We start from the raw sequence: 24,885 nt of genomic DNA, 5'->3' as shown, positions 1-24,885 counted from the left end.
ACTATGCATACCTTATCGACTCTCTTCCCCGCCGCCTTTCCGGCGTTAGCCCTGTCCCACTTTGTCGCTCTGCTCAGCCCGGGCCCCGATTTTTTTCTGCTGGTCGGTTACGCTGTACGCTACCGGATCCGCGGCAGCCTCGGACTGTGTCTCGGTATCGCCGCCGGGAATGCGTTGTATATTGTCCTGGCCATCGTTGGCTGGGGGCTTCTGCGCCAGGCGCCGCTGCTGTTTTTGCTCATCGAGCTGTTGGGCGCAGGCTATTTACTGTGGATTGGCAGCCTGCTGATTCGCAGCCGTCCCGCGGCGCTGGCGGTGGAGAGCGTTCGCGCATCGTGTCCGGGGTTCGGCAAGCTGCTGCTGCTGGGGCTGGGGTCATCGCTGCTCAACCCGAAGAACGCGCTGTTTTATCTGGCGCTGATGACCTCCCTGCTGGGGCCGGCGGTTACCTTGCTGCAGCAAACGGTAAGTGGCCTGTGGATGGTCAGCGTGGTGTTCTTCTGGGATTTACTGCTGGTGAGCGCGATTGCGCTGCCGCAGGTGCAGCACCGCCTGAGCGCCATCGTCTGGCGGGTCGAGCGGGCGGCGGGGGCGATCCTGATGATGTTCGGTCTGTGGATTATCTGGCGATTTTTGCACGACCTCGCCGTCAGGTTATATGCTTAAGTTTATGGAAAAACTCGCTGAACTGAAACGCGCCAAACTGCTGGCGCTTTCGCTGCTGCTGATCGCCGCCGCGCTATTTATCACCACCCTGCTGCTGCCGCCGACGCCATGGGTCAGCGCTCTGAAGGCCATTTCCGAAGCGGCGATGGTCGGGGCGCTGGCCGACTGGTTTGCGGTGGTGGCCCTGTTTCGTCGTATTCCGCTGCCCTTTGTCGCCCGCCATACCGCGATTATCCCGCGCAACAAAGATCGCATCGCCGACAACCTCGGCCGCTTTGTGGAAGAGAAGTTCCTAGATACCCCGTCGCTGGTGGCGCTGATCCGCCGCTATCAACCAGCTCTGATGCTCGGCAACTGGTTCAGCCAGCCGGAGAACGCCCGGCGGGTCGGCCAGCACCTGCTGCAGGTGATGAGCGGTTTTCTCGAACTGACCGATGACGCCCGCATTCAGCGCCTGCTGCGGCGCGCGGTGCATAAGGCGATCGATAAGGTCGACCTGACGCAGACCAGCGCCATGATGCTGGAGGGGCTGACCCGCGACAACCGCCATCAAAAGCTGCTGGATTCGCTGATAAATCAGTTGATCGCCCTGCTGCAGCGCGACAGCTCCCGCGCCTTTATCGCCCGCGGCATCGTGCGCTGGCTGGAGACCGAACACCCGCTGAAGGCCAGGCTATTACCCACCGAGTGGCTCGGCGAGCACAGCGCCGAGATGGTCACCGACGCCGTGAATACCCTGCTGGACGAGGTCACTCACGATCGCACCCACCAGATCCGCCAGACCTTTAACCGCGCGACGCAAAAGCTAATCGATAACCTGAAATCCGACCCGGAACTGGCGCAGAAGGCCGATAACATCAAAGCGTGGCTGAAAAATGATGAGACCTTCAACCGCTATCTTGGCGAAGTGTGGGGCGACCTGCGCGGTTGGGTAAAAAACGATATCAGCAGCGACGACTCGCGTATCAAGCAGCGCATCGCCGAGGCTGGCCAGTGGTTCGGTGAAACCTTACTCCGCGACGATGCGCTGCGCGAATCGCTTAACGAACACCTGGAGCAGGCGGCGCACCGGGTGGCGCCGGAGTTCGCCGCCTTCCTCACTCGGCATATCAGCGACACGGTGAAGAGCTGGGACGCCCGCGATATGTCGCGGCAGATCGAGCTTAATATCGGTAAAGATCTGCAGTTCATCCGCATCAACGGCACCCTGGTGGGGGGAACCATCGGCCTGTTGTTGTGGCTGCTCTCGCAGATCCCGTCGCTGCTGCATCTGCATATTGGTTAGCAATGATACTATCTGAACAATAGCGCTGAAAAATATTCCACAGGGAGGGCGAGATGATGCACCGGTTGACCCGCTGGCTAACCCGGCACGCCGCCGCGCTGTTCTTCCCGGCGGCGCTTATTCTGTATGATTTTTCCGCCTATCTCACCACCGACCTGATCCAGCCGGGGATCCTGCACGTGGTGCGGGATTTCAACGCCGATGTGGCGCTGGCTCCAGCCTCGGTGAGCCTGTATATGGCCGGCGGCATGGCGCTGCAGTGGCTGCTGGGGCCGCTCTCTGACCGGATCGGACGGCGTCCGGTACTGCTCACCGGCGCGCTGATTTTCACCCTCGCCTGCCTGGCGACGCTGTTCACCACCTCCATGACCCAGTTCCTGATCGCCCGCTTCGTGCAGGGCACCAGCATCTGCTTTATCGCCACCGTCGGCTACGTCACCGTACAGGAAGCCTTTGAGGAAAAAAGGTCGATCAGGCTGATGGCGGTGATCACCTCCGTCGTGCTGGTGGCGCCGATCGTCGGCCCGCTCTCCGGCGCGGCGCTGATGCATTTTATCCACTGGAAAGCGCTGTTCGGCATTATCGCCGCCATGGGGCTGGTGGCCTGGCTGGGGCTGCTGTTGACCATGCCGGAGACGGTGCGCCGCGGCGATGTGCCGTTCAGCCCCCTGGGCGTGCTGCGCGATTTTCGCAACGTCTTTCGCAACCGCATCTTTTTGCTCGGCGCCGCCACGCTGTCGCTGAGCTATATTCCGCTGATGAGCTGGGTGGCGGTATCGCCGGTGATTTTAATGGACGCCGGCGGGCTGACCACCAGCGAGTTCGCCTGGAGCCAGGTGCCGGTCTTCAGCGCCGTCATCATTGCCAACCTGTCGGTGGCGCGCTGGGTAAAAGATCCCACCCGTCCGCGCTTTGTGCTGAGCGCGGTGCCGGTACAGATGCTCGGCCTGGCCATCCTGATCGTCGGGAATCTGGCCTGGCCGCACGTCTGGCTGTGGTCGGTGCTCGGCACCTGCTTCTACGCCTTTGGCATCGGGCTGATTTTCCCGACGCTGTTCCGCTTTACCCTCTTTTCCAACGACCTGCCGAAAGGCACGGTCTCCGCCTCGCTGAATATCGTGATCCTCAGCGTCAGCGCCTTATCGATTGAAGGCGCGCGCTGGCTGTGGTTCCATGGCGGGAGACTGCCCTTCCACCTGTTGGCGGTGGTCGCGGGGCTCGCCGCCGCCTGCTGCCTCGCCGGACTGTTACGCCACCAGCGTCAGTGCGCGCAAGCGGTCATTGAAGCCCGGCAGTCGTGACCCCTTTTACGGAGAAAGCCCCATCATGAGTGAGATTGAACTCAGCCCGGCGCAGCGCGACCTGCTGCGCGACAGGCTCAGCAAGTACTGCGAAGAGACATTTAACCTCGAACTGGAGCAGTTTGACGCTGAATTTTTTGTCGACTTTATCGCCCAGGAGCTGGGGCCGCTGTTTTACAACGCCGGTATCGAAGAAGCCATCCGCACCCATCTGGCATGGAGCGAGCGGATCCAGGAAGAGATGGATTTAAAGAAGGTCTATTAACGCCGCGCGCAGACGCAGGAGATCAATAAAAGCATACAAACAACAGGGTTATAATGGCGACTCTTTCAGCATCTCCCGTGTACGGGGAAGGAAAACCATGTCGCTTATCACCGATCTACCCGCCATTTTTGACCAGTTCTCGGAAGCTCGCCAGAAGGGCTTTCTCACCGTCATGGATCTTAAAGAGCAGAACGTGCCGCTGGTGGGCACCTACTGCACCTTTATGCCTCAGGAGATCGCCATGGCGGCGGGGGCCGTGGTGGTCTCGCTGTGCTCCACCTCCGATGAAACCATCGAGGAAGCGGAAAAAGATCTGCCGCGCAACCTCTGTCCGTTAATCAAAAGCAGCTACGGCTTCGGCAAAACCGATAAATGCCCCTACTTCTATTTCTCTGACCTGGTGGTTGGGGAAACCACCTGCGACGGTAAAAAGAAAATGTACGAGTACATGGCCGAGTTCAAGGCGGTCCACGTGATGCAGTTGCCGAACAGCGCCAGCGACGCGGCCTCCCGCGCCCTGTGGAAAGCGGAGATCCTGCGCCTGCAGCAGGTGATTGAGGCGCAGTTTGGCGCGCCGATTAGCGAGGCGGCGCTGCGCGAGGCCATCGTGCTGAAAAACCGCGAACGCCGGGCGCTGGCCCACTTTTATCGTCTCGGGCAGCTCAATCCGCCGGCGCTCAGCGGCGGCGACATCCTGAAAGTGGTGTATGGCGCCACCTTCCGCTTCGACAAAACCGCGCTGATTGACGAGCTCAACGCCATGGCGGAGCGCATCCGTCAGGAGTGGCGGCAGGGTAAACGACTGGCCTCACGCCCGCGCATTCTGATCACCGGCTGCCCGATCGGCGGGGCGGCGGAGAAAGTGGTTCGCGCCATCGAAGAAAACGGCGGCTGGGTGGTGGGCTATGAAAACTGCACCGGCGCGAAGGCGACCGAGCGCTGCGTGGCGGAAGAGGGCGACGTCTACGACGCCTTAACCGATAAATATCTCGCCATCGGCTGCTCCTGTATTTCCCCTAACGATCAGCGCCTGCAGCTGCTGAGCCAGATGGTGGAGGAGTACCAGGCCGACGGGGTAATCGACGTCATCCTGCAGGCCTGCCATACCTATGCCGTGGAATCGCTGGCCATTAAACGCCATCTGCGCCAGCAGCACGACCTTCCTTATATGGCGATTGAAACCGACTATTCGACAGCGGACCTCGGCCAGCTCAGCACCCGCGTCGCCGCCTTTATCGAAATGCTGTAAGGAGCAGGCGTGATCTACACGGTTGGTATTGATTCCGGCTCCACCGCCACGAAAGGCATCCTGCTGGCGGACGGGGTGATTACGCGTCGTTTCCTCTGCCCGACCCCCTTTCGCCCCGCCGACGCCATCCATGAGGCCTGGGAGACGCTGCGCGCTGGCCTCGCGGAAACGCCCTTTTTAACCCTCACCGGCTATGGCCGCCAGCTGGTGGATTTCGCCAATAAACAGGTGACGGAGATTTCCTGTCATGGTCTCGGCGCCCGCCTGCTGGCGCCGGACACCCGCACGGTGATTGATATCGGCGGCCAGGACAGCAAGGTTATCCAGCTGGATGCCGGGGGCAACCTCAGCGACTTTCTGATGAATGACAAATGCGCCGCCGGCACCGGCCGCTTTCTGGAGGTCATTTCACGAACCCTCGGCGCCAGCGTCGAACAGCTGGACGTCATTACCGACGGCGTGGAACCGCACGCCATCACCAGCATGTGTACGGTATTCGCCGAATCGGAAGTCATCAGCCTGCGGTCGGCCGGGGTCGCGCCGGAGGCGATTCTGGCGGGGGTGATTAACGCCATGGCCCGGCGCAGCGCGAACTTTATCGGCCGCTTATCGGCGCAGGGACCGCTGCTGTTTACCGGCGGCGTCAGCCACTGCGCCGCCTTTGCCCGCATGCTGGAAAGCCATGTCGGCATGGCGGTGACAACCCATCCCGACGCCCAGTTCGCCGGGGCGATCGGCGCGGCGCTGATCGGCCAGCGCCAGCGGAGGCGCGGATGACAACGTTTCTGTTTTTATTTCATTCCACGGTGGGAGTGGTGCGCACGCGCAAAGCCCTGCAGGCGGCGGGAATGACCTTCGAGGTCAAAGATATTCCCCGCCAGCTGCGCAGCGGCTGCGGGCTGTGCATCCTGCTTGAGGGGACGGAAGCCGACGCGCGAGCCTGGATCGTCCCGGAACAGACGGCGGCGTTGTATCAGCAGGACGGGGAAGCGTGGCGCTGTCTCGCCACCTTCCCATCGGCAGGTTAATCGCTTACCACAAAGCGCGTCGCCGCGAAGCAGTTCAGCAGGCGGTGCATCAGAAAGACCAGGGTCAGCGTCACCACCAGCGAGACCGTTACCGAGGTGATGCGGTACAGATCGCTGAATACCAGATCCTGATAGGGATGCAGATTCTGGCCAAACATAATACCGATGGTGGTGATGCTGGCGAAGCCCACCCCGGCGCCCACTTTCTCCATCACGTGCAGACGGGCGCTGAAGGCCAGCCCGAGGCCAATCAGCGGCATCATCAGGACCATGTGGTTGCTGAAGTCATAGATAATCAACTGCACCACCAGAATATACAGACAGGCCAGCACCACCCCCGCCACGCGCCAGATCGAGCTGATCACCGCCCCGCGATAGTGCATCGGGAACAGGATCAGGATCCCGGCCATCAGCGCTGACAGCGAGTCGCTGAGATCGCAGATCTGAAACACCACGAAGATGATCGTCGCCACCGTTCCGGAGAGCAGCGACTCGTGGCGGATGCGGGCGGCGTCTTTTTCAAGGCGCGGCGGCGGCTTGCGCGGCTCGACGTCCGGGATCAGGTAATGCAGCAGCGCGCTTAGCGCCACCGCCAGCACGCACGCTTCCATGTTGGAGAACATCAGGGTGTGCCAGTTACTGGTCGGGTAGCTCATAAAGTTGAGCATCGTGCTCTGACACACCACCCCCATCGACCCCAGCAGAAACAGCGGCCCCTGGCTCATAAAGCGAAAACGCATCACGTACAGGGCGAACACCACCAGCGTCATGATCACCGGCCATTGCGACAGATAACCGACAATCAGCACCATTTCGACGCAGTTCACCGCCGCGCTGAACACAAACTGGCGGGCGACGTGGCGGTTGAACACCGGCACCAGCGACATCAGCATCAGCGGATACACCACAAAAAATACGCCGTACTGCACGTCGTAGAAGGTGGAGATGCTGAGCGCAATGGTCCCGGCCACGGCGATACGCACCGTCTGGCGAAAATCATTCGCCGTGTAGACGATATTGCCGTGCGGGGTAAAGACGTGCGCCAGGGTATTAATAGACATAGTGCAACCAGCTCACCAGATGGATCTGCAGGCCGGCGAAGGTACGGGCGAAAGGTCCCTCGCTATTGTACAGCTGCACCGTGGCGCGGGCGCCGGTCGGCAGCGGTTTCGCCAGCGGCTGATCCAGCGCGACGTGAATGCGCATTCGCTGGGCATCACGCACCCAGCGGGTGGACTGTTCCGGCTGCGACAGCTGTCCGTTAACCGCCTCCTGCCCCGCCAGAATCCCGGCATCGCTGCTGGTCACGTGCGCCGGGAAAACTTCCCCCGGCAGGGCGTCAAAAACCACCGCCGCATCGGTGTTTACCGCGGTGTGGCGCAGGCTCTTCTCACGGAAGTCAGCGACGATATCGGTATTGTTGTTGACCAGCGCCAGCACGGCTGTCGCCGCGGTGGCGTAGATCCCCGGGTTAAGCTGCAGGTTGCTAACCATGCCGTCAGTTTCCGCACGCACTTTGGTCCAGGCCAGGTTCAGCTGCGCCTCCTCCAGCGCGTTGCGGTATTTCTGCAGGGTGACGTTGCGCTTATCGTCGCGCTCGCCGCGCTGGATCAGCAGGTTCTGGATCTGCGCGTTCAGCGCCGAGACCGACTGCTCGCTGGTCTGCCAGGTGGTCCGCACCTTGTCGAGATCGGACTGCGAGACGTTCTGCATGGTGCTCAGGCGCTGATAGCGATCGAGCGTGACCTTATCGTTACGGGCGGTGTACTGCGCGGTGCGCAGGTTGGCGCGGGCGGCGGCGATTTGCGCGTCCAGCTGCTGGTTGCTCAGCTTCGCCTGTTCAAGGGCGATCTGTGCCGCTTCAACTTTATTAATGAATGGCGTTGGGTCGAGCTCATACAGCAGGTCGCCCTTTTTCACCTGGCTATTGTTATGCACGTAGACGTGCGAGACATAGCCGGAGACCCGCGACGAAACCGGGGTCACCACGCGCATGACGGTGGAGTCCGGCGTCAGCGGGATCCAGATATCGGCAACGATAAACCAGGCGAATATTCCCAGAAAAGCGGCAATACTCACCCGTACCCAGCGGGCAAATTTTTGTTCAGGCGTCATCATAGTGTGTTAGATCTTGTTATCTTCTTCGCGGATAGTCCGCAAACGGCAGGCGATTTGATTTAACGTGGCGCTGAAGGTGGCGAGGTCGGCCTCCGGGATGGTCTGGGTTACGCGCTCCTGATAGGTCTCGATCACGCGGCTCAGTTTTTCCAGAATAGCCCGCCCCTCGGCGGTCAGCTTCAGCAGGCGAATGCGTTTGTCATATGGCGATGTGGAACGCAACAGATAGCCCTGCTTTTCCAGTAATGAGAGGGTGCGCGTCAGCGGCGGCAGTTCAATCCCCTGCACCTCCGCCAGTTCGCTGACCGAGACGTTGTCTCCCAGCTGATGCAGCTGCATCAGCACCGTCCAGCTGGACTGGGTGAGTCCCGTATCGGTGATAGCGGAGTCAATAATCGCGCGCCACTGGCGCACCACCATGGCCATCCGCATCCCCAGCGGGCGGCGGGCAAACAGTTCGTCTTCAGTCACAGCTTTTCCTCTCATTATTGAGAAGAAAATAATACTTATCAGGGTAAGTATCAAGAAACGGAAGGTCGCGTCGCATCAATTGATAAATTTCGTGAATGTTTCCCCGGCGTCGCCAGCGCTTACCGGGGCAAAGAAGAAATGATGTCTGAAAAAAACCGCACTTTTTAATTGATCTGATCCCGACGCAGGCCGATATCTTTCAGCTGTTCGTCGCTCATTTTCTGCAAAGCTCTGCGCGTTTGCTCCTGAAGCCACCATTTTTTGACAAACCGCACCAGCAGTACGAAACCGATAAATGGCTGTCTTGCCCTGTTCTCGTGAAATTCCATCCTCTACCTCCTCACCTTGCCAGAGGCTTTATCTTCACGGATTTGGGGGTAAGGAATACAGATTCACAAAACACTTTTCTTTAACATACAGATTAGCTAAAACGTACAGCAGACCCCACTTTTTACGGCCATCTGTACTGGTTATTCCATCTGTATGGCGGCAATTAAGGATACACATGACCCGCTATCAACATCTCGCGACGCTGCTGGCCGAACGCATTGAACAGGGCCTGTATCGCCACGGCGAAAAGCTGCCGTCGGTGCGCAGCCTGAGCCAGGAGCACGGCGTCAGCATCAGCACCGTCCAGCAGGCCTATCAGCTGCTTGAGCAGCAGCAGATGATTGTGCCGCAGCCGCGATCGGGCTATTTCGTCGCCCCCCGCAAGGCCCAGCCGCCGGTGCCGCCGATGTCGCGCCCGGTGCAGCGCCCGGTGGAGATCACCCAGTGGGATCAGGTGCTGACCATGCTCGACGCCCGCTACGATAAAACGATCATCCCCTTCGGCGGCGGCTCGCCGGACGTGACGCAGCCAAGCCTGAAGCCCATCTGGCGCGAACTGAGCCGGGCGATCCAGCACAACCTCACTGAGGTGTTGAACTATGACGAACTGGCCGGGCGCCGCGAGCTGCGGGAGCAGATCGCCCGCCTGATGCTCGACGGCGGATCGGTGGTGACTGCCGACGATCTGGTGCTCACCAGCGGCTGCCACAGCGCGCTGTCGCTGGCCCTGCTGTCGGTGTGCCAGCCAGGGGACATCATCGCCGTGGAATCCCCCTGCTACTACGGCACCATGCAGATGCTGCGCGGACTGGGATTAAAGACGATTGAGATCCCCACCGATCCGGAAACCGGGATCAGCATCGAGGCCCTGGAGCTGGCGCTGGATCAGTGGCCGATCAAAGGGGTGATCCTGGTGCCGAACTGCAACAACCCGCTGGGCTTTATCATGCCGGACGCTCGCAAGCGCGCAGTGCTGAACCTGGCCCAGCTCCACGATATCGTTATTTTCGAGGATGATATCTACGGCGAGCTGGCTACCGAGTACCCGCGCCCGCGCACCATTCACTCCTGGGATATCGACGGTCGGGTGATGCTCTGCAGCTCCTTTACCAAAACCATCGCCCCCGGCCTGCGCATCGGCTGGATCGCCCCCGGTCGCTACTACGACAAGCTGCTACAGATGAAGTACGCCGCCAGCGGCACCAACGTCCCCTCCACTCAGCTGGCGGCCTGTAACTTTATTCGCGAAGGCCACTACCACCGTCACGTGCGGCGGATGCGGCAGATCTATCAGCGCAATATGGAGATCTATACCTGCTGGCTGCGGGAATTTTTCCCCTGCGGGATCTGCGTCACCCGGCCGAAGGGGGGTTTTATGCTGTGGGTGGAGCTGCCGGAGCAGGTGGATATGGTCTGTGTCGCCAAACAGCTGTGCCGGCTGAAGATCCAGGTCGCGCCGGGCTCGCTGTTTTCCGCGGCGGGCAAGTATCGCAATTGCGTCAGGATCAACTGCGCCCTGCCGCCGACCGAGAAACATAAAGCGGTGATGGTGAAGCTGGGAGAAGCGGTGAAGGTGGCGATGGAGTGAAGTGCAACCTGTTCTCCCCGGTGGCGCTGCGCTTACCGGGGCTACGGATGATCCCGCGTCAGCAAAGCGCTTTACTGGTCAAAAAACACCATCCCCTTATACGGCTGTTCGCGGCAGGCGGCCAGACGCTGGGCGAGGCTGCCGACGTGCAGCTCCAGCTTATGGCCGTCGGGGTCGAGGAAGTAGTGCGAGGCGCCTTCGCTGCGGTTCAGCTTCCACACCGCCACGCCGGCAACCTCAAGGCGAGCGGCGAAGCAGGCGAAATCGGCTTCGCTGATGCTAAACGCATAATGGGTGTAATCGCTCTCCTCCGGCGGGGTGATGCGCCGCTGCGGATCCAGCGACAGGCATAGCCACAGATCGCCGCAGGAGAGATAGGCGCCGCTCTCCCAGCGGGCGTGCAGCGTCATACCCAGCAGCTGCTGATAAAACGCCACGCTCGGCGCCAGCTGGCTGACCGCCAGGGTCAGGTGATTCAGTCCGCTCAGCATGTCTGTTCCTCCAGTGAATTCACAATGAACTGGCGCAGCCATTGATGCGCCGGGTCGCGGTGCCAGCGCTCGTGCCACAGCATCAGCATCTCAAAGCCGGCGACCGCCAGCGGCGGCTCGACGACCGCCAGCCCGCTCTGCCCGCGCACCAGCCGCTCCGGCAGCATCGCCACCAAATCGCTGTTGCACAGGGTCTCCAGCATAAACAGGAAATGTGGCACGGAGAGGACAACCCGCCGCGTCAGGCCAAGGTTCGCCAGCGCGGTATCGGTCGCTGCGCTGAAGCCGCCCCCGTCCGGGGAGACGATCGCTTGCTCCAGCTGACAGAACGTTTCCAGACTCAACCCTTGCCGCAGCGCCGGATGCCCGGCCCGACCCGCCAGCACGTAGCGCTCGCGAAACAGCAGGCGCTGATGCAGCCCCGGCGGCGCGCCCTCGCGGGTATGGAAGCAGAGATCCACTTCATCGCTGGCCGCCTGCTGCTCCAGGCGCGCCGGCTGGAGCTCAAATACCGCCAGCCGACTGCCGGGAGAGGCCAGGCTTAGCCTGCCCAGCATCGGCAGGAGGATCGCCGAGGCCATATAGTCCGTCGCTGCCACCCGCCAGGTCTCCGCCGCCGTCGCCGGATCAAAAGGGCTGACCGGCGCCACCGCTTGCTCCAGCGCGGCTAACGCGGCGCGCAGCGGCTGGCGAAGCTCATCGGCGCGGGCGGTGGGCTGCATGCCGCGCGGGCCCGGCATCAGCAGCGGGTCGGCAAACATCTCCCGCAACCTGGCGAGCTGAATACTCACCGACGGCTGCGACAGATTCAGTCGCTGCGCCGCCCGGGTGACGTTGTTTTCACTGAGCAGCACGTCGAGCGTGCGCAGCAGATTGAGATCCAGACGATGTAAATTAATCACAGCTATACCTGGGATTGAAGTAATTAATTTCTACTATAGCGCCAGCTTTCCTACTCTGCAGATCTTCCCACTTCAGAGGTGATGTTATGAAAGTACTGCTGATTTACGCCCATCCGGAACCGCGCTCCCTCAATGGCGGACTCAAAGATTTCGCCATCCGTCATCTGCAGCAGGCCGGTCATGAAGTCCAGGTGTCCGATCTCTACGCCATGCGCTGGAAGGCCGGGTATGACGCCGACGACAGCGGCGCGCCGCCGGTCGGCGAGTTCTGGCGTCCTACCCTTGATTCAAAACAGGCCTTTTCGCAAGGAACTCAAAGCGCGGATATCGCAGCCGAGCAGGAAAAGCTGCTGTGGGCCGATACGGTGATTTTTCAGTTCCCGCTGTGGTGGTTCTCGATGCCGGCGATCATGAAAGGCTGGATCGACCGGGTATACGCCTGGGGCTTTGCCTATGGCGTCGGCGAGCACAGCGACCGCCACTGGGGCGATCGCTATGGGGAAGGCACCTTCGTCGGCAAGCGGGCAATGCTGATCGTCACCGCCGGCGGCTGGGCGGAACACTATTCACCGCGCGGGATCAATGGCTCCATCGACGACATCCTGTTCCCCATTCAGCACGGTATGCTGTTCTATCCCGGCTTCGAGGTGCTTCCGCCGCTGGTGTTCTACCGCACGGACAAAACCGATGCCGCGCAGTTCGCCAACCAGTGCGCCACCCTGGCCGGGCGGCTGGACACGCTGTGGCAAACTGAGCCCATTCCATTTCGCCGGCAAAATCATGGCGACTATCTGATCCCATCGCTGACGCTGCGCCCGGAGCTGGCGCCGGGGCAAAGCGGCCTGGCGGTGCATCTGCGTAGCGAGTAGCAGACAAACGCTGCCCGTCTTCGCCACCGAGGATGGGTAGTTTATCCGACTCTCTCCAGCCCCAGCATGCCTCGCGCCTGGATAAAGCACAGCAGCAATACCCCCCACAGCGCCATCGTCAGATAGGGGCTGATACCGAGGATATTGAACCCACTCTCAATGATCTGCAGCAGGAACAGCGCTAGCACCATCCCGACGATGCGCCCGCTGCCGCCATCCGGATTCACGCCGCCAAGCACCGCCGCGAGGATCGACACCAACAGATACGATTCTCCATAAGACGCTTTGGCTGAGTTCAGCTTCGACATCATCAGAAACGCGGCCACAGCGCAGAGCAGGGCCGAGATGACATATACCCACATCAACACCCGTCGGGTATTGATCCCGGAATAATGGGTCGCCCGCTCGTTGGATCCGATCAACATGATCGCTCGACCCAGCGGGCTTTTCTCCAGCAGCACCCACAGCCCGATCGCCACCACCGCAAAAAGCCACATTGGTAGCGGAATACCAAACCACTGGGCATGATTCAGCCACAGCACCCACTGAGGATAGTTAGCGATGGCGCTGCCGCCGGTGATCAAAATATTTATCCCTTTGAGCAGGGTCATCATACCGAGGGTCGCCAGGATCGGCGAAACACGGATCCCGGCGATCAGTATCCCGTTGCACAGGCCAATGATCATCGCCGCCCCTCCGCCGGCCAGCAGCGTCGCCAGCGCAGTGGCGGCACCCGGTGGATAGCTTGTCGCTACCCAGGCCATCACCAGCGAGCAGGCGTTGGCGGTCGCGATAATTGACAGATTAATGCCGCCGCAAAGCATGGTCATTGCCATCGCCAGCGCCAGGATCCCCAACACCGGCATTTGCGAGGCAATCGACTGGAAATTAGTGACAGACCAGAAGATGTTTGGCATGGCAATGCTAAAGGCGATAACCGTCAGCAGCAGCAGGCCGATCAGGTAAAACTCAACGTTATTGCGCCATGATTTTTTCATAACAAGCTCCGGTTCTGATGCTGGCTCCAGGCCGTTACGCTGATACTGACGACGATGATCGCCCCGGTAATCAGGGTCTGCCAGTAGGAGGAGACCCCCAGCAGGTTCAGGCCGTTCTGCATCACCGCCAGTAAAATCACCCCCAGCAGCGTACCGGTGAGGGTTCCGCGCCCGCCAATCAGGCTGGTACCGCCCAGCACCACCGCGGCCAGCACCGTCAGCTCATAGCCCAGCAATGAATCCGGCGCGACAGTCATCACTGTCCATGCCTGCACGACACCTGCGGCCCCCGACATCAGCCCCATATAGCCATAAACGAACAACTGCAGGCGGAGCACACTGAAGCCGACGCGGCTGGCGGATTCCCGGTTGCCGCCCATGGCATAGATCTTGCGGCCAACGGTGGTGAAATTCATGATAAACGCGGTCAACAACACCACCGCTATCATCGTCAGCAGCGGCAGCCCCAGGCCGTAATCGTAACCATCGGCAGCGGTGTATTTGAACAGCATGATCCCCTTTTCAAACCACGGGGGGAAGTCATAGAGCCAGACACCTTTGCTTAACCACAGCAGCAAACCGTAGAAAATATTGAGCGTGGAAATGGTGATAATGATCGAGGGGACCCGCAGACGATTGACCAACAGCGCGTTAACCAGCCCCAGTAGCACGCCGATACCGCCGGCAAGCACAAAGGCCACCGCGAAGTTGCCGCCCACTTTTTGCAGCATCACTACCATACCGTACTGGGCGATAATGGTCATGGCCGGGAAGGAGATATCAATCCCGCCGGCGATCAGCACCACGAACAGGCCACAGGCGAGGATAGTCAGCATCGCGTAGTTATTAGCGAGGTCGTAAATATTACCGAAAGTGAAAAATTCCTCACTGCGCCAGCCCAGCATCAGGCACAGCGCGATAATAAACATACCTAACCAGAATTCATGTTGTTTCAACAGATTAGCCATTAACCACCTCCGCTATCTGCTGTTGGTTACTGCTGTCCGGCAGGAAGCTATGTGTCAATTCGCCCTGCTTCATCACCAGGATGCGATGACTCTGGTACCACGCCTCTTCGATCTCGTCACAAATCATCAGCACGGCGATGCCATGGGCAGCCAAATCGCTGATGATATGATAGATCCCGGCTTTGTTTGCGATATCCACCCCCACCGTCGGGCTATCAAGGATCAGCAGCTTAGGGGCGATCGCCAGCCATTTGGCGATAGAGACGCGTTGGGCATTGCCGCCGGAGAGGGTATTCACCGGCAAATGCGTATCCGGCGCTTTAATGGTCAACGCGTTGACCATTCTCGCGACCAGTTGCTGAGCTTTACTGTCACTCAATAGTCCGCAAGTGCCTTTCACTTTATGAAACACCGTGCTGATGATGTTATTTTCAATCGACTGACTCATCACCAGGCCGCGTGACATACGGTCCTCAGAGACATAGCCGATACCGTGGCGGATAGCGTCCTGATTGCTACGCAACCGCACCGGTTGGCCATTTATCAGGATCTCGCCGCTGTCGGGGCGGGTCATGCCGAAAAGGCTCAGGCACAACTCTGTTCGCCCCGCACCCAGCAGGCCGACTATCGACACCACTTCTCCGGCTTCGACCTTCAGAGAGACGTTGTGATATTCCCCCTTGCGGCTGAGATTGCGCACTTCCAGTACCGGCGTGCTGCCCTTCCCTTGCCACAGGTCGCGCACCTGATAATCAAACTCCTGGCCCGTCATCAGAAAACCGAGTCGCCGAGTAGTCACCTCTGCCGCCGGTAAGGTGCCGACCAGATTGCCATCCTTCAGCACGCTGATGCGATCCGATACGGCCATGACCTCTTCCAGACGGTGGCTAACGAAGACGATGCAGATCCCCCTCTCACGTAGCTGGCGCACGACATTCAGTAGCCCCTCCACTTCCTGATGGGTCAATGAGGCTGTGGGTTCATCCATAATGATAAGCCGGGCGTCCTGCGCCAGCGCGCGGCAGATCGCCACCAGCTGGCAGCGGGCGATGGAGAGCGACTCAACGGTGGCATCAAGCGGTAGCGAGACGTTAATACTCCGCATCGCCTGCTCCGCACTGCGCCGCAGTTCGCTGCGCTTTACCAGCACGCCGCGGTGATAGTGGTTGATGGCAATGTTCTCCCACACGCTGAGATTGGGAAACAGCGACAGATCCTGATAAATCACCTGGATCCCATGGGCGACAGAGGCCGCAGGCGTCAGTCTGGGCCACGTCTTGCCGCCCAGCTCCATCGCCGCGCCCTCATCCGGGCGATAGACGCCGGAGATAATTTTGATCAACGTCGACTTCCCGCAACCGTTCTGCCCGGCCAGGCAGTGTACTTCCCCGGGCATAAAATCGATGCTGATATCATTGAGCGCGCGGTTGGCGTGGAAGGTTTTGCTGACGTGACGAAGGGAAAGGAAAGGTTCCATAGCATCCCCTGGCAGGTTAAGCCGGGGCGCCAGGCGCCCCGGAAGATGGATTAGTAGAGCGAATCAATATTGTCTTTATTTACCAGCAGCACTTTATGGAAGCGGATAATATGCTTGTCGCTATCGACATCCGCTTTACCGAGCTCTTTCAGTTCAAATCCTGGCTCAATGGATTTGCCGTTCAGCAGGGTGCTGGCGACGGCCGCGAGGGCATAGCCGGCTGTCGCCGGATCGTAGGTAATGCCTTCTGTAATATCACCACTCTTAATGAGGGAGGCCGCCTGCGATGGGATCATCATCCCGTAGACCGCAACTTTGTTTTTCGCACGCTTCTCTTTCACCGCGCGCCCCGCGCCAATCGGACCATTCGAACCAAAAGAGACCACCGCTTTCAAATCCGGATAAGTTTTCATTAGATCGAGCGTGGTACGGCGGGAATCATCAACACTTTCCGCTACCGGCATGCGGCGGGTGACTTCATGCATGTCCGGATAATGCTCTTTTTGGTATTTCACCAGCAGATCGGCCCACAGGTTGTGCTGCGGTACCGTAAGACTACCTACATAGATAACGTAGCCGCCTTTGCCACCCATCCGCTTGGCCATATGCTCCACATATTCAGCGGCGAACTTCTCGTTATCGATGATCTCCACATCCCAGTTGGCGCTCGGCTGCCCGGGCGATTCGTTGGTCAGCACGACGATGCCGGCGTCACGGGCTTTTTTGAATACCGGCTCCAGCACGTTGGCATCGTTAGGCACGATAGTGATGGCATCCACTTTACGTGCAATCAGGTCCTCAATAATTTTCACCTGCTGCGGCGCGTCGGTGCTGGACGGCCCAACCTGAGAGGCGTTGAGGTTAAACTCTTTCCCAGCCTGGACTACCCCTTCACCCATCCGGTTAAACCATGGCATGCCATCTACTTTTGAAATATTGACTACCGTTTTTTCCGCCGCATATACCGGCGCGGAAATAAGCGCAGCCCCCAACAGCAAGGATGAAAAAATATTAACGACCAGACGTTTATGCATAATAATTAGCCTCAATACGTTGTAGTCAGACAGGGGTATGACGCAAAATGGAAAAAGATATAAATAGTAATAATGTTAATAATTTAGAAGAGAATAAACACAAGCTGTAACAGCAGACAGGTAATATCCAGCTATAAATATGGATAATAATACTATAATCCTGTGACGTGAGCTTTTTCACAAAAAGCCTGCAACATACTTTATTGTTCCATAATAATTATCAGGTCTATGAGAAAACCTATTTTCCCGTCTGGTCATTTACCGCAAAACAACAAAAAAATAATACCAGCAAAATCATATGGTTTTTGATTGCGCTCTTGGCCTATTCCGTGGCAGGATAAAAAGATGAACAGAAACGCGATCGTAACCTATCCCCGCCGTTGGTGGCTGCCTGCATAACAGGCGGCACGATACACGTTTCCATTTTCAAAGCCGCCGGAAGGCGGCTTTGGTGTTTTCAGGACGTCTTTCGGCTGAACAGTCTGATAAGGAGTCCCTGATGAACCATCCGCAAACCATCCTCACTGGCGACCGCCCCACCGGCCAGCTACATCTTGGCCACTACGTCGGCTCGCTGCGCCAGCGCGTCGCGCTGCAGCACGACCACCAGCAGTTTATTCTGATCGCCGACCTGCAAGGGCTCACTGACAACGGCAGCACCCCGCAAAAATTCAGCCATCATATTCTCGAAGTGATGGCCGATTATCTGGCCGTCGGCATTGACCCCAGGCTCACCACGATCTGCCTGCAGTCCGCCCTGCCCGCGCTGGCGGAGCTCAGCGCGCTGTATATGAATATCGTCACCGTCGCCCGCGTGGAACGTAATCCGACGGTCAAAAATGAGATTGCCCAGAAGGGATTCGCCCGTTCGCTGCCGGTGGGCTTTCTCGCCTATCCGATTAGCCAGGCGGCCGATATCACCGCCTTCAAGGCCGAACTGGTGCCAGTGGGCGACGATCAGCTACCGATGATTGAGCAGACCAACGAGATCGTCCACAAGATGAATAGCCTCACCGGCGCGCCAGTGCTGCGCCACTGCAAGGCGCTACTCAGCGAAGTGAGCCGCCTGCCGGGCGTCGACGGCAACGCCAAAATGTCGAAATCGCTGGGCAATACGCTGACGTTATCGGCCAGTGAAGAGGAGATCCACCGCGCGGTCAGCGCGATGTATACCGACCCGACGCACCTGAGAGTCAGCGATCCGGGGCATGTCGACGGCAACGTGGTGTTCACCTATCTCGACGCTTTCCATAGCGATAAGGCACTGGTGGCTGAGATGAAAGCCCACTATCAGCGCGGCGGGCTGGGGGATCGCCAGTGTAAGAATGAACTGGAAACCTGCCTGCAGGCGCTCCTGGCGCCGATCCGCGAACGGCGGGCCACCTTTATTCAGGATAAAGGGATGCTGCTGGAGCTGCTGCGTCAGGGCAGCGAGCGCGCCCACCAGTTGACGCAGCAGACGCTGCATGAGGTGAAACGAGGTCTGGGGCTGCCGGTCCTGTTCTGAGTTGATGAAAGGTTTCCGGTAGTGGATATTTTGTTAACGCGCCGACAAGACCCTTCCTTTAGTGTGGACAACACCGCCGCGGATGTTACTATCACGTTAACGGTAGCTCTCACTATGCGTGTTTCATTAAGGCCAGGATCGCTGATGATGACCACATAAGTAGTACAGCGTTCGGCTGCGCATCGACGCGGTAGAGCGCGGCGTCAGCGGACCTTCCCCACTCATTCGTCCTTCGCAAGGAGGACGCTCCGCCCGCCGGAGAAGACACGCGTATCACTTCGCACAGGGAATCAAGCGAGTCGCGTATGGACAAAATAAAGAAACGTTGGACAGGGTATTTTGTCGGCTTACTGGTGGTACTCGCCGCCGCAGCATGGTGGCTGCTGCACCCGCCGGGCCTCCCGGAGGGTTTTGCCAGTAGCAACGGACGAATCGAAGCCACCGAGGTGGATATTGCCAGCAAAATCGCCGGGCGTATCGACACCATTCTGGTCAAAGAGGGTCAGTGCGTGCACCAGGGAGAGGTGCTGGCGAGAATGGATACCCGTGTACTGAACGAGCAGCGTCTTGAAGCCGCCGCGCAAATCAAGGAAGCGGAAAGCGCGGTCCTGGCCGCCAGAGCCTTGCTCGATCAGCGGCAAAGTGAAATGCGCGCCAGCGAAGCGGTAGTGAAGCAGCGTCAGGCGGAGCTCGACTCCACGGCGAAACGTCACGTCCGCTCGCACACTCTCTCCCAGCGCGGCGCCGTCTCCGCTCAGCAACTGGATGACGATCGCGCGGCGGCGGAGAGCGCTCGCGCGGCGCTGGAGTCGGCGAAAGCCCAGGTCTCTGCCGCCCGCGCCGCCATCGAGGCCGCCCGCACCAGCATTATTCAGGCGCAAACCCGCGTCGAAGCCGCCCAGGCGACCGAGCGGCGGATCCTCGCCGATATTGACGATAGCGAGCTGAAAGCCCCCCGCGACGGCCGCGTTCAGTATCGCGTCGCCGAGCCCGGCGAAGTCCTGGCCGCCGGTGGCCGGGTGCTGAACATGGTCGATCTCGCCGACGTCTATATGACTTTCTTTCTGCCCACCGAACAGGCAGGCCTGCTGGCGCTCGGCAGCGAAGCGCGCTTGATCCTCGATGCCGCGCCGGATCTGGTGATCCCGGCCAATATCAGCTTTGTCGCCAGCGTCGCCCAGTTCACGCCGAAAACGGTGGAGACCCGCGACGAGCGTCTCAAACTGATGTTCCGCGTCAAAGCGCGTATCCCGCCGGAGCTGCTGGCGCAGCACCTGGAGTATGTCAAAACCGGTCTGCCCGGCATGGCTTACGTGCGGCTGGATAACCAGCTGTCCTGGCCTGAAGCCCTGACGGTAAGGTTGCCGCAATGATACTGACGCCACAGGATACCTCGCCCCCCGTCGCCCGGCTGGACAACGTTGGCCAGCGCTTTGGCACCACCGTGGCGCTGCGGGATATCAGTCTGGCGATCCCGGCGCGGCGCATGGTCGGCCTGATTGGCCCGGACGGCGTCGGCAAATCGAGCCTGCTCTCTCTCATCGCCGGGGCGCGGGCTATTGAGCAGGGTAACGTGATGGTGCTCGGCGGGGATATGCGTGACGTTCATCACCGCCGCGAGGTGTGCCCGAAGATTGCCTGGATGCCGCAGGGGCTGGGGAAAAACCTCTATCACACCCTTTCGGTGTATGAAAACGTCGACTTCTTCGCCCGCCTGTTTGGCCACGATAAAGCCGAACGCGAATCTCGTATCAACGAGCTGCTGCAGAGCACCGGGCTGGCGCCGTTTCGCGATCGCCCGGCGGGTAAGCTCTCCGGCGGGATGAAGCAAAAGCTGGGGCTATGTTGCGCCCTTATCCACGACCCGCAGCTGCTGATCCTCGATGAACCCACCACCGGCGTCGACCCGCTTTCCCGGGCGCAGTTCTGGGAGCTTATCGACAGCATTCGTCAGCGCCAGCCGGAGATGAGCGTACTGGTGGCTACCGCCTACATGGAAGAGGCTGAGCGCTTTGACTGGCTGGTGGCGATGAACGCCGGCGAGGTGCTGGCGACCGGTACCGCTACGGAGCTGAAAGCGCAGACCGGCAGTCAGACGCTGGAGCAGGCGTTTATCGCCCTGCTGCCGGAAGCGCAGCGCCAGGCGCATACGGCAGTGGTAATCCCGCCGCGCGACGACCGCGAGGAAGAGATCGCCATCGAAGCCCGTGGGCTGACCATGCGCTTTGGCGACTTCGTCGCCGTCGACCACGTTAACTTCCGCATCGCCCGCGGTGAAATCTTCGGCTTCCTCGGCTCCAACGGCTGCGGCAAATCCACCACCATGAAGATGCTCACCGGCCTGCTGCCCGCCAGCGAAGGCGAAGCCTGGCTGTTCGGCCAGCCGGTCGACCCGAAAGATATCGCCACCCGCCAGCGGGTGGGCTATATGTCGCAGGCTTTCTCGCTCTATAGCGAACTGACCGTCCGGCAAAACCTCGAACTGCACGCCCGCCTGTTTCATATTCCGGACGGCGAGATCCCCGGGCGGGTGGCGGAAATGAGCGAGCGTTTCATGCTCAGCGAAGTGGAAGACGCCCTGCCTACCGCCCTGCCGCTGGGCATCCGTCAGCGTCTGTCGCTGGCGGTGGCGGTCATCCATCGCCCGGAAATGCTGATCCTCGACGAACCCACCTCCGGGGTCGATCCGGTGGCACGGGATATGTTCTGGCAGCTGATGGTCGACCTCGCGCGTCAGGATCGGGTGACCATTTTTATCTCCACCCATTTTATGAATGAGGCAGAACGCTGCGACCGCATCTCGCTGATGCACGCCGGCAAGGTGCTGGCCAGCGATACGCCACAGGCGCTGGTCGAGCAGCGCGGTGCCGCCAGCCTCGAAGAGGCGTTTATCGCCTGGCTCCAGGAGGCGCAGCCAACCGCCGCAGCTCCTGAGGAACCTGCGCCAGCTGCAGCATCCCATCCAGAACGCGCGGCCCCGCGCCGGGCCTTCAGTCTGCAACGACTGTTCAGCTACAGCCGCCGCGAAGCGCTGGAGCTGCGCCGCGATCCGGTGCGCTCGACGCTGGCGCTGCTGGGAACGGTGATCCTGATGTTTATCATGGGCTATGGGATCAGCATGGACGTCGAGGATCTGCGCTTTGCCGTGCTCGACCGCGATCAAACCCTCAGCAGTCAGGGCTGGTCGCAGAATATCGCTGGCTCACGCTACTTTATCGAACAGGCGCCGCTGCGCAGTTACGATGAGCTCGACCGGCGAATGCGCGACGGCGAGCTGGCGGTGGCGATAGAGATCCCGCCGAACTTTGGCCGCGATATCGCCCGCGGCACGCCGGTGCAAATCGGTGTCTGGGTGGATGGCGCAATGCCAAACCGCGCGGAAACGGTGCGCGGCTACGTGCAGGCCATGCATCTGGCCTGGCTGCAGGAGATGGCCGCCCGGCAGAGCAGTCCGCAGCGCGCTACCTCTCTCATCTCCATTGAGACCCGCTATCGCTATAACCCGGACGTGAAGAGCCTGCCGGCCATCGTCCCGGCGGTGATCCCGCTGCTGCTGATGATGATCCCGGCGATGCTCAGCGCCCTGAGCGTGGTACGCGAGAAGGAGCTCGGGTCGATCATCAACCTGTACGTGACGCCGACCACCCGCAGCGAATTCCTGCTCGGCAAGCAGGTGCCTTACATCGTACTGGGAATGTTTAACTTCTTTTTGCTGTGCGCGCTGTCGGTCTTCGTCTTTGGCGTATCACATAAGGGCAGCTTCCTGACGCTGAGCCTGGCGGCGCTGCTCTATGTCACCATCGCCACCGGACTGGGACTGCTGATCTCAACCTTTATGAAGAGCCAAATCGCCGCCATCTTCGGCACCGCCATCATTACGCTCATCCCGGCGACCCAGTTCTCCGGGATGATCGATCCGGTGGCGTCGCTGGAAGGCCCCGGGCGCTGGATTGGACAAATCTACCCGACCAGCCACTTCCTGACTATCGCCCGCGGCACCTTCTCCAAAGCGCTGAATCTCAGCGATTTGTGGGGCTCCTTTATTCCCCTACTGATTGCGGTGCCGCTGGTGCTCGGGCTGAGCGTGTTGCTGCTGAAGAAACAGGAGGGGTGATGCGCGGATTACGTAATATTTATAACCTCGGCGTCAAAGAGCTGCGCAGCCTGCTGGGTGATAAAGCGATGCTGGCGCTGATCGTGTTTGCTTTTACCGTGTCGGTGTACTCCTCAGCTACGGTGATGCCCGGCTCGCTGCACCTGGCGCCAATTGCGGTTGCCGATATGGATAAGTCGCAGCTCTCTTCACGCATCATTAACGCTTTCTACCGCCCCTGGTTTCTCGAACCGGAGCTGATCACCGCCGATGAGATGGACGCCGGCCTGGATGCCGGGCGCTACACTTTCGCCATCAATATTCCGCCAAATTTCCAGCGCGATGTACTGGCCGGCCGCCAGCCGGAAGTGCAGGTCAACGTCGACGCCACGCGCATGAGCCAGGCCTTTACCGGCAACGGCTATATCCAGAATATTATTCACGGCGAAGTAAACGGCTTCATTGCCCGCTACCGGGAGAACAGCGTGCTGCCGGTAGAGCTGGCGGTAAGAATGCGCTTTAACCCTAACCTGGAACAGGAGCGCTTTGGCGCGGTGATGGCGATCATCAACAACATCACCATGCTGGCTATTGTCCTCACAGGCTCGGCGCTGATCCGCGAGCGCGAGCACGGTACCATCGAGCACCTGCTGGTGATGCCGGTTACGCCGTTTGAGATCATGATGGCCAAGATCTGGTCGATGGGGCTTGTGGTGCTGGTGGTCTCCGGGCTGTCGCTGCTGCTGATGGTTCAGGGGATTTTGCAGGTGCCCATTGAGGGGTCGATTCCACTGTTTATGCTGGGGGTGGCGCTCAGCCTGTTCGCCACCACCTCGATCGGCATTTTTATGGGCACCCTCGCCCGCTCGATGCCGCAGCTGGGGCTGCTGATGATCCTGGTGCTGCTGCCGCTGCAGATGCTCTCTGGCGGCTCCACGCCGCGGGAAAGTATGCCGCAGCTGGTTCAGGATATCATGTTGACCATGCCGACCACCCACTTCGTCAGTCTGGCGCAGGCGATTCTGTACCGCGGCGCCAGCTTCAGTATCGTCTGGCCGCAGTTCTTAACCTTGCTGGCTATCGGAGCGGTGTTCTTTACTATCGCCCTGCTGCGTTTTCGCAAAACGATTGGTCAGATGGCGTAAGGGCTTAAGAAGGGCCGTCGACTCCCGGCGGCCCGAATGGTTTATTTGTGGCGATTCATAAAGTGGCGAAGACCCCAGGTGAAGGCCATCGCCATGCTGAAGAGAATGAACAGCAGCACCACCCAGCTGATGGAGATGCGCAGCAGCGTGCCGGGGGTCATAAACGGCTGCAGATAGACAGTGAAGGACTGGGCGGGTGATTTCCCCAGCAGTTCATACAGGTTATCCGTCAGCCACACGCCGACCCGGCAGAACAGCCAGATTATCGCTGGCCAGCAGAGCAGCACCAGAAAGGTAAAGCGCTCCTGAAGGTAGGTGAAGAGCCGGCGCAACGGCGACCAGTTAAGCAGGATTTTCATTTCTATTCTCATATTGCCAGCCGATAACCAGTGCAGATAGCGCAAGGTACGTCGGGCAGCATCCATACAGGCAATCATCCCTCTTTGTATATCAAATTTGCTGTCATATAAACCAGATCAAGTTAACAAAGTGTTAATGATATAGCGCATCAAGCCCAAAAACCGGCAAGATGCATACCCATTGTTGCAATAAATGGGGAGTGAAGTCCTCAGCGGCGGAAATAATTTCGTAATTTCGCTAACGCATTAATATCCCTAAAGAAGAAGCATCGCTATTATTTCGCAGAGCACAAGATAATAGCGCGGAAATAGAGAGAGATATTTAATCGTTGCTACAGATAATTATTTTTCGACTCGTATCATTGGATAAATTCACGATACGATCGACCACACCACGCGCGTAATTCTCAGTATTTGGCGAGGCAAAAAGATAGGTATTTTTTCCGCAGCGTTGCAGAGGTTGTTTATTCACCATACCCGTGTTGCAGGTTTCTGACACCACCCGCCTGGAGGGCGTCAGGTTGGCGGATTAGCGAAGCAGTAGCAGAACTTCAGACGATATTTTTCCCTGAGTCGGTGCTGCATATTTTGTCCGCGCCACAGGGGCGTAGCCCCATGTCGGATCCGTAGTCCCGGTAAGCGCAGCGCCACCGGGGAGGCATACCCCACACAGCAAAAAACCCCGTACCTTTCGGGACGGGGTTCTTTTTAAACGCAAAAACAAAAAGCTCAGTCTTTCGA

At 59.4% G+C, this 24,885-nt stretch carries 24 protein-coding genes; 13 read left to right on the top strand and 11 right to left on the bottom strand.

Features of this window, described 5'->3' with window-relative positions; genetic code table 11:
- The first annotated feature begins 3 nt into the window (after nucleotides 1-3).
- The 7 genes from ABLU95_RS14605 to ABLU95_RS14575 all read left to right on the top strand — a co-directional run bounded on the left by ABLU95_RS14605 (nucleotide 4) and on the right by ABLU95_RS14575 (nucleotide 5,794).
- A complete protein-coding gene (locus ABLU95_RS14605; protein WP_277476033.1) occupies nucleotides 4-666 on the top strand; it encodes a LysE family translocator in 663 nt (220 codons plus the stop codon).
- Nucleotides 659-1,951, top strand: coding sequence for a DUF445 domain-containing protein (locus tag ABLU95_RS14600; RefSeq protein ID WP_348879851.1), 1,293 nt, complete (start codon nucleotides 659-661; stop codon nucleotides 1,949-1,951). The genes ABLU95_RS14605 and ABLU95_RS14600 overlap by 8 nt, the downstream gene beginning before the upstream one ends.
- A gap of 53 nt (nucleotides 1,952-2,004) precedes the next feature.
- On the top strand, nucleotides 2,005-3,252 hold the full coding sequence (gene mdtM, locus ABLU95_RS14595; RefSeq protein ID WP_192870701.1) for a multidrug efflux MFS transporter MdtM: 1,248 nt from the start codon (nucleotides 2,005-2,007) through the stop codon (nucleotides 3,250-3,252).
- 25 nt (nucleotides 3,253-3,277) lie between these two features.
- On the top strand, nucleotides 3,278-3,517 hold the full coding sequence (locus tag ABLU95_RS14590) for a DUF2164 domain-containing protein (RefSeq protein WP_004204157.1): 240 nt from the start codon (nucleotides 3,278-3,280) through the stop codon (nucleotides 3,515-3,517).
- Nucleotides 3,518-3,614: 97 nt separating this feature from the next.
- Nucleotides 3,615-4,766 (top strand): double-cubane-cluster-containing anaerobic reductase, encoded by a 1,152-nt coding sequence (locus ABLU95_RS14585; RefSeq protein WP_032454751.1) that lies wholly within the window; start codon nucleotides 3,615-3,617, stop codon nucleotides 4,764-4,766.
- Nucleotides 4,767-4,775: 9 nt separating this feature from the next.
- Nucleotides 4,776-5,543, top strand: a complete 768-nt coding sequence (gene yjiL / locus ABLU95_RS14580) for a putative 2-hydroxyacyl-CoA dehydratase activator YjiL (protein ID WP_086075160.1) — start codon at nucleotides 4,776-4,778, stop codon at nucleotides 5,541-5,543.
- Complete coding sequence (locus tag ABLU95_RS14575; RefSeq protein WP_348879849.1) at nucleotides 5,540-5,794, top strand: DUF3343 domain-containing protein; 255 nt, start codon at nucleotides 5,540-5,542, stop codon at nucleotides 5,792-5,794. Before yjiL ends, ABLU95_RS14575 begins: the two co-directional genes overlap by 4 nt.
- Here the strand turns inward: ABLU95_RS14575 and ABLU95_RS14570 are convergent.
- From ABLU95_RS14570 to ABLU95_RS14555, 4 genes are all read right to left on the bottom strand, one after another.
- Complete coding sequence (locus tag ABLU95_RS14570) at nucleotides 5,791-6,855, bottom strand: DUF2955 domain-containing protein (protein WP_023291832.1); 1,065 nt, start codon at nucleotides 6,853-6,855, stop codon at nucleotides 5,791-5,793. The genes ABLU95_RS14575 and ABLU95_RS14570 overlap by 4 nt on opposite strands.
- On the bottom strand, nucleotides 6,845-7,912 hold the full coding sequence (locus ABLU95_RS14565; protein ID WP_004204152.1) for an HlyD family secretion protein: 1,068 nt from the start codon (nucleotides 7,910-7,912) through the stop codon (nucleotides 6,845-6,847). Before ABLU95_RS14565 ends, ABLU95_RS14570 begins: the two co-directional genes overlap by 11 nt.
- Nucleotides 7,913-7,918: 6 nt before the next feature.
- Complete coding sequence (locus tag ABLU95_RS14560) at nucleotides 7,919-8,383, bottom strand: MarR family transcriptional regulator (protein WP_348879848.1); 465 nt, start codon at nucleotides 8,381-8,383, stop codon at nucleotides 7,919-7,921.
- Nucleotides 8,384-8,547: 164 nt separating this feature from the next.
- On the bottom strand, nucleotides 8,548-8,712 hold the full coding sequence (locus ABLU95_RS14555; protein WP_023319656.1) for a DUF1127 domain-containing protein: 165 nt from the start codon (nucleotides 8,710-8,712) through the stop codon (nucleotides 8,548-8,550).
- 176 nt (nucleotides 8,713-8,888) lie between these two features.
- Here ABLU95_RS14555 and ABLU95_RS14550 point away from each other — a divergent pair, with 176 nt between their 5' ends.
- Nucleotides 8,889-10,301 (top strand): PLP-dependent aminotransferase family protein, encoded by a 1,413-nt coding sequence (locus ABLU95_RS14550; protein ID WP_348879847.1) that lies wholly within the window; start codon nucleotides 8,889-8,891, stop codon nucleotides 10,299-10,301.
- Nucleotides 10,302-10,372: 71 nt separating this feature from the next.
- Here the strand turns inward: ABLU95_RS14550 and fosA are convergent, their stop codons facing one another.
- Both fosA and ABLU95_RS14540 read right to left on the bottom strand, forming a co-directional pair.
- Nucleotides 10,373-10,792, bottom strand: coding sequence for a FosA5 family fosfomycin resistance glutathione transferase (fosA, locus tag ABLU95_RS14545; RefSeq protein ID WP_072421092.1), 420 nt, complete (start codon nucleotides 10,790-10,792; stop codon nucleotides 10,373-10,375).
- Complete coding sequence (locus ABLU95_RS14540) at nucleotides 10,786-11,694, bottom strand: LysR family transcriptional regulator (RefSeq protein WP_218810409.1); 909 nt, start codon at nucleotides 11,692-11,694, stop codon at nucleotides 10,786-10,788. Before ABLU95_RS14540 ends, fosA begins: the two co-directional genes overlap by 7 nt.
- Nucleotides 11,695-11,780: 86 nt before the next feature.
- Here ABLU95_RS14540 and ABLU95_RS14535 point away from each other — a divergent pair, with 86 nt between their 5' ends.
- A complete protein-coding gene (locus tag ABLU95_RS14535; protein WP_348879845.1) occupies nucleotides 11,781-12,563 on the top strand; it encodes an NAD(P)H-dependent oxidoreductase in 783 nt (260 codons plus the stop codon).
- A 41-nt stretch (nucleotides 12,564-12,604) separates the two neighbouring features.
- On the opposite strand, the gene ABLU95_RS14530 is transcribed toward ABLU95_RS14535, so the two are convergent.
- The 4 genes from ABLU95_RS14530 to ABLU95_RS14515 are packed head-to-tail and all read right to left on the bottom strand — an operon-like array spanning nucleotide 12,605 to nucleotide 17,040.
- The gene (locus ABLU95_RS14530) at nucleotides 12,605-13,561 is read right to left on the bottom strand and encodes an ABC transporter permease (RefSeq protein ID WP_023291825.1); all 957 of its coding nucleotides are present in this window, start codon (nucleotides 13,559-13,561) and stop codon (nucleotides 12,605-12,607) included.
- The gene (locus tag ABLU95_RS14525; protein WP_065883221.1) at nucleotides 13,558-14,529 is read right to left on the bottom strand and encodes an ABC transporter permease; all 972 of its coding nucleotides are present in this window, start codon (nucleotides 14,527-14,529) and stop codon (nucleotides 13,558-13,560) included. The genes ABLU95_RS14530 and ABLU95_RS14525 overlap by 4 nt, the downstream gene beginning before the upstream one ends.
- The gene (locus ABLU95_RS14520) at nucleotides 14,522-16,006 is read right to left on the bottom strand and encodes a sugar ABC transporter ATP-binding protein (RefSeq protein WP_049014154.1); all 1,485 of its coding nucleotides are present in this window, start codon (nucleotides 16,004-16,006) and stop codon (nucleotides 14,522-14,524) included. The genes ABLU95_RS14525 and ABLU95_RS14520 overlap by 8 nt, the downstream gene beginning before the upstream one ends.
- A 50-nt stretch (nucleotides 16,007-16,056) precedes the next feature.
- Nucleotides 16,057-17,040, bottom strand: coding sequence for an autoinducer 2 ABC transporter substrate-binding protein (locus ABLU95_RS14515; protein WP_023291822.1), 984 nt, complete (start codon nucleotides 17,038-17,040; stop codon nucleotides 16,057-16,059).
- Between the two features lie 499 nt (nucleotides 17,041-17,539).
- Between ABLU95_RS14515 and trpS the strand changes: the two genes are divergently transcribed.
- The 4 genes from trpS to ABLU95_RS14495 all read left to right on the top strand — a co-directional run bounded on the left by trpS (nucleotide 17,540) and on the right by ABLU95_RS14495 (nucleotide 23,785).
- Nucleotides 17,540-18,547: a tryptophan--tRNA ligase gene (gene trpS, locus ABLU95_RS14510; protein WP_348879844.1), complete on the top strand. Its 1,008-nt coding sequence runs from the start codon at nucleotides 17,540-17,542 to the stop codon at nucleotides 18,545-18,547.
- 305 nt (nucleotides 18,548-18,852) lie between these two features.
- Nucleotides 18,853-19,920, top strand: a complete 1,068-nt coding sequence (locus ABLU95_RS14505) for an HlyD family efflux transporter periplasmic adaptor subunit (RefSeq protein ID WP_218810412.1) — start codon at nucleotides 18,853-18,855, stop codon at nucleotides 19,918-19,920.
- Nucleotides 19,917-22,661 (top strand): ribosome-associated ATPase/putative transporter RbbA, encoded by a 2,745-nt coding sequence (gene rbbA / locus ABLU95_RS14500; protein WP_243806041.1) that lies wholly within the window; start codon nucleotides 19,917-19,919, stop codon nucleotides 22,659-22,661. The genes ABLU95_RS14505 and rbbA overlap by 4 nt, the downstream gene beginning before the upstream one ends.
- A complete protein-coding gene (locus tag ABLU95_RS14495; RefSeq protein WP_032454731.1) occupies nucleotides 22,661-23,785 on the top strand; it encodes an ABC transporter permease in 1,125 nt (374 codons plus the stop codon). The genes rbbA and ABLU95_RS14495 overlap by 1 nt, the downstream gene beginning before the upstream one ends.
- A 41-nt stretch (nucleotides 23,786-23,826) precedes the next feature.
- On the opposite strand, the gene ABLU95_RS14490 is transcribed toward ABLU95_RS14495, so the two are convergent.
- Nucleotides 23,827-24,144 carry a hypothetical protein gene (locus ABLU95_RS14490; RefSeq protein ID WP_004204117.1) on the bottom strand — a complete coding sequence of 106 codons (318 nt, stop codon included), beginning with the start codon at nucleotides 24,142-24,144 and terminating at the stop codon, nucleotides 23,827-23,829.
- Nucleotides 24,145-24,885: the final 741 nt, after the last annotated feature.

The organism is Klebsiella sp. GG_Kp146 (assembly GCF_040061975.1).
Classification (GTDB): Bacteria; Pseudomonadota; Gammaproteobacteria; order Enterobacterales; family Enterobacteriaceae; genus Klebsiella; species Klebsiella quasipneumoniae.
The sequence above is the reverse complement of the archived record's forward strand: the minus strand, read 5'-3'. Positions and strand labels throughout refer to the sequence as shown.

Excerpts from the sequence above, each read along its gene's own strand:
- ABLU95_RS14590 (WP_004204157.1), top strand. The coding sequence starts at position 3,278 with ATGAGTGAGATTGAACTCAGCCCGGCGCAGCGCGACCTGCTGCGCGAC.
- ABLU95_RS14550 (WP_348879847.1), top strand. The coding sequence starts at position 8,889 with ATGACCCGCTATCAACATCTCGCGACGCTGCTGGCCGAACGCATTGAA.
- ABLU95_RS14490 (WP_004204117.1), bottom strand. The coding sequence starts at position 24,144 with ATGAAAATCCTGCTTAACTGGTCGCCGTTGCGCCGGCTCTTCACCTAC.
- mdtM (WP_192870701.1), top strand. The coding sequence starts at position 2,005 with ATGATGCACCGGTTGACCCGCTGGCTAACCCGGCACGCCGCCGCGCTG.
- fosA (WP_072421092.1), bottom strand. The coding sequence starts at position 10,792 with ATGCTGAGCGGACTGAATCACCTGACCCTGGCGGTCAGCCAGCTGGCG.
- ABLU95_RS14605 (WP_277476033.1), top strand. The coding sequence starts at position 4 with ATGCATACCTTATCGACTCTCTTCCCCGCCGCCTTTCCGGCGTTAGCC.
- ABLU95_RS14570 (WP_023291832.1), bottom strand. The coding sequence starts at position 6,855 with ATGTCTATTAATACCCTGGCGCACGTCTTTACCCCGCACGGCAATATC.
- ABLU95_RS14495 (WP_032454731.1), top strand. The coding sequence starts at position 22,661 with ATGCGCGGATTACGTAATATTTATAACCTCGGCGTCAAAGAGCTGCGC.
- ABLU95_RS14515 (WP_023291822.1), bottom strand. The coding sequence starts at position 17,040 with ATGCATAAACGTCTGGTCGTTAATATTTTTTCATCCTTGCTGTTGGGG.
- ABLU95_RS14530 (WP_023291825.1), bottom strand. The coding sequence starts at position 13,561 with ATGAAAAAATCATGGCGCAATAACGTTGAGTTTTACCTGATCGGCCTG.
- rbbA (WP_243806041.1), top strand. The coding sequence starts at position 19,917 with ATGATACTGACGCCACAGGATACCTCGCCCCCCGTCGCCCGGCTGGAC.
- ABLU95_RS14575 (WP_348879849.1), top strand. The coding sequence starts at position 5,540 with ATGACAACGTTTCTGTTTTTATTTCATTCCACGGTGGGAGTGGTGCGC.
- ABLU95_RS14520 (WP_049014154.1), bottom strand. The coding sequence starts at position 16,006 with ATGGAACCTTTCCTTTCCCTTCGTCACGTCAGCAAAACCTTCCACGCC.
- ABLU95_RS14585 (WP_032454751.1), top strand. The coding sequence starts at position 3,615 with ATGTCGCTTATCACCGATCTACCCGCCATTTTTGACCAGTTCTCGGAA.
- ABLU95_RS14505 (WP_218810412.1), top strand. The coding sequence starts at position 18,853 with ATGGACAAAATAAAGAAACGTTGGACAGGGTATTTTGTCGGCTTACTG.
- ABLU95_RS14565 (WP_004204152.1), bottom strand. The coding sequence starts at position 7,912 with ATGATGACGCCTGAACAAAAATTTGCCCGCTGGGTACGGGTGAGTATT.
- ABLU95_RS14525 (WP_065883221.1), bottom strand. The coding sequence starts at position 14,529 with ATGGCTAATCTGTTGAAACAACATGAATTCTGGTTAGGTATGTTTATT.
- ABLU95_RS14535 (WP_348879845.1), top strand. The coding sequence starts at position 11,781 with ATGAAAGTACTGCTGATTTACGCCCATCCGGAACCGCGCTCCCTCAAT.
- ABLU95_RS14600 (WP_348879851.1), top strand. The coding sequence starts at position 659 with ATGCTTAAGTTTATGGAAAAACTCGCTGAACTGAAACGCGCCAAACTG.
- ABLU95_RS14555 (WP_023319656.1), bottom strand. The coding sequence starts at position 8,712 with ATGGAATTTCACGAGAACAGGGCAAGACAGCCATTTATCGGTTTCGTA.
- trpS (WP_348879844.1), top strand. The coding sequence starts at position 17,540 with ATGAACCATCCGCAAACCATCCTCACTGGCGACCGCCCCACCGGCCAG.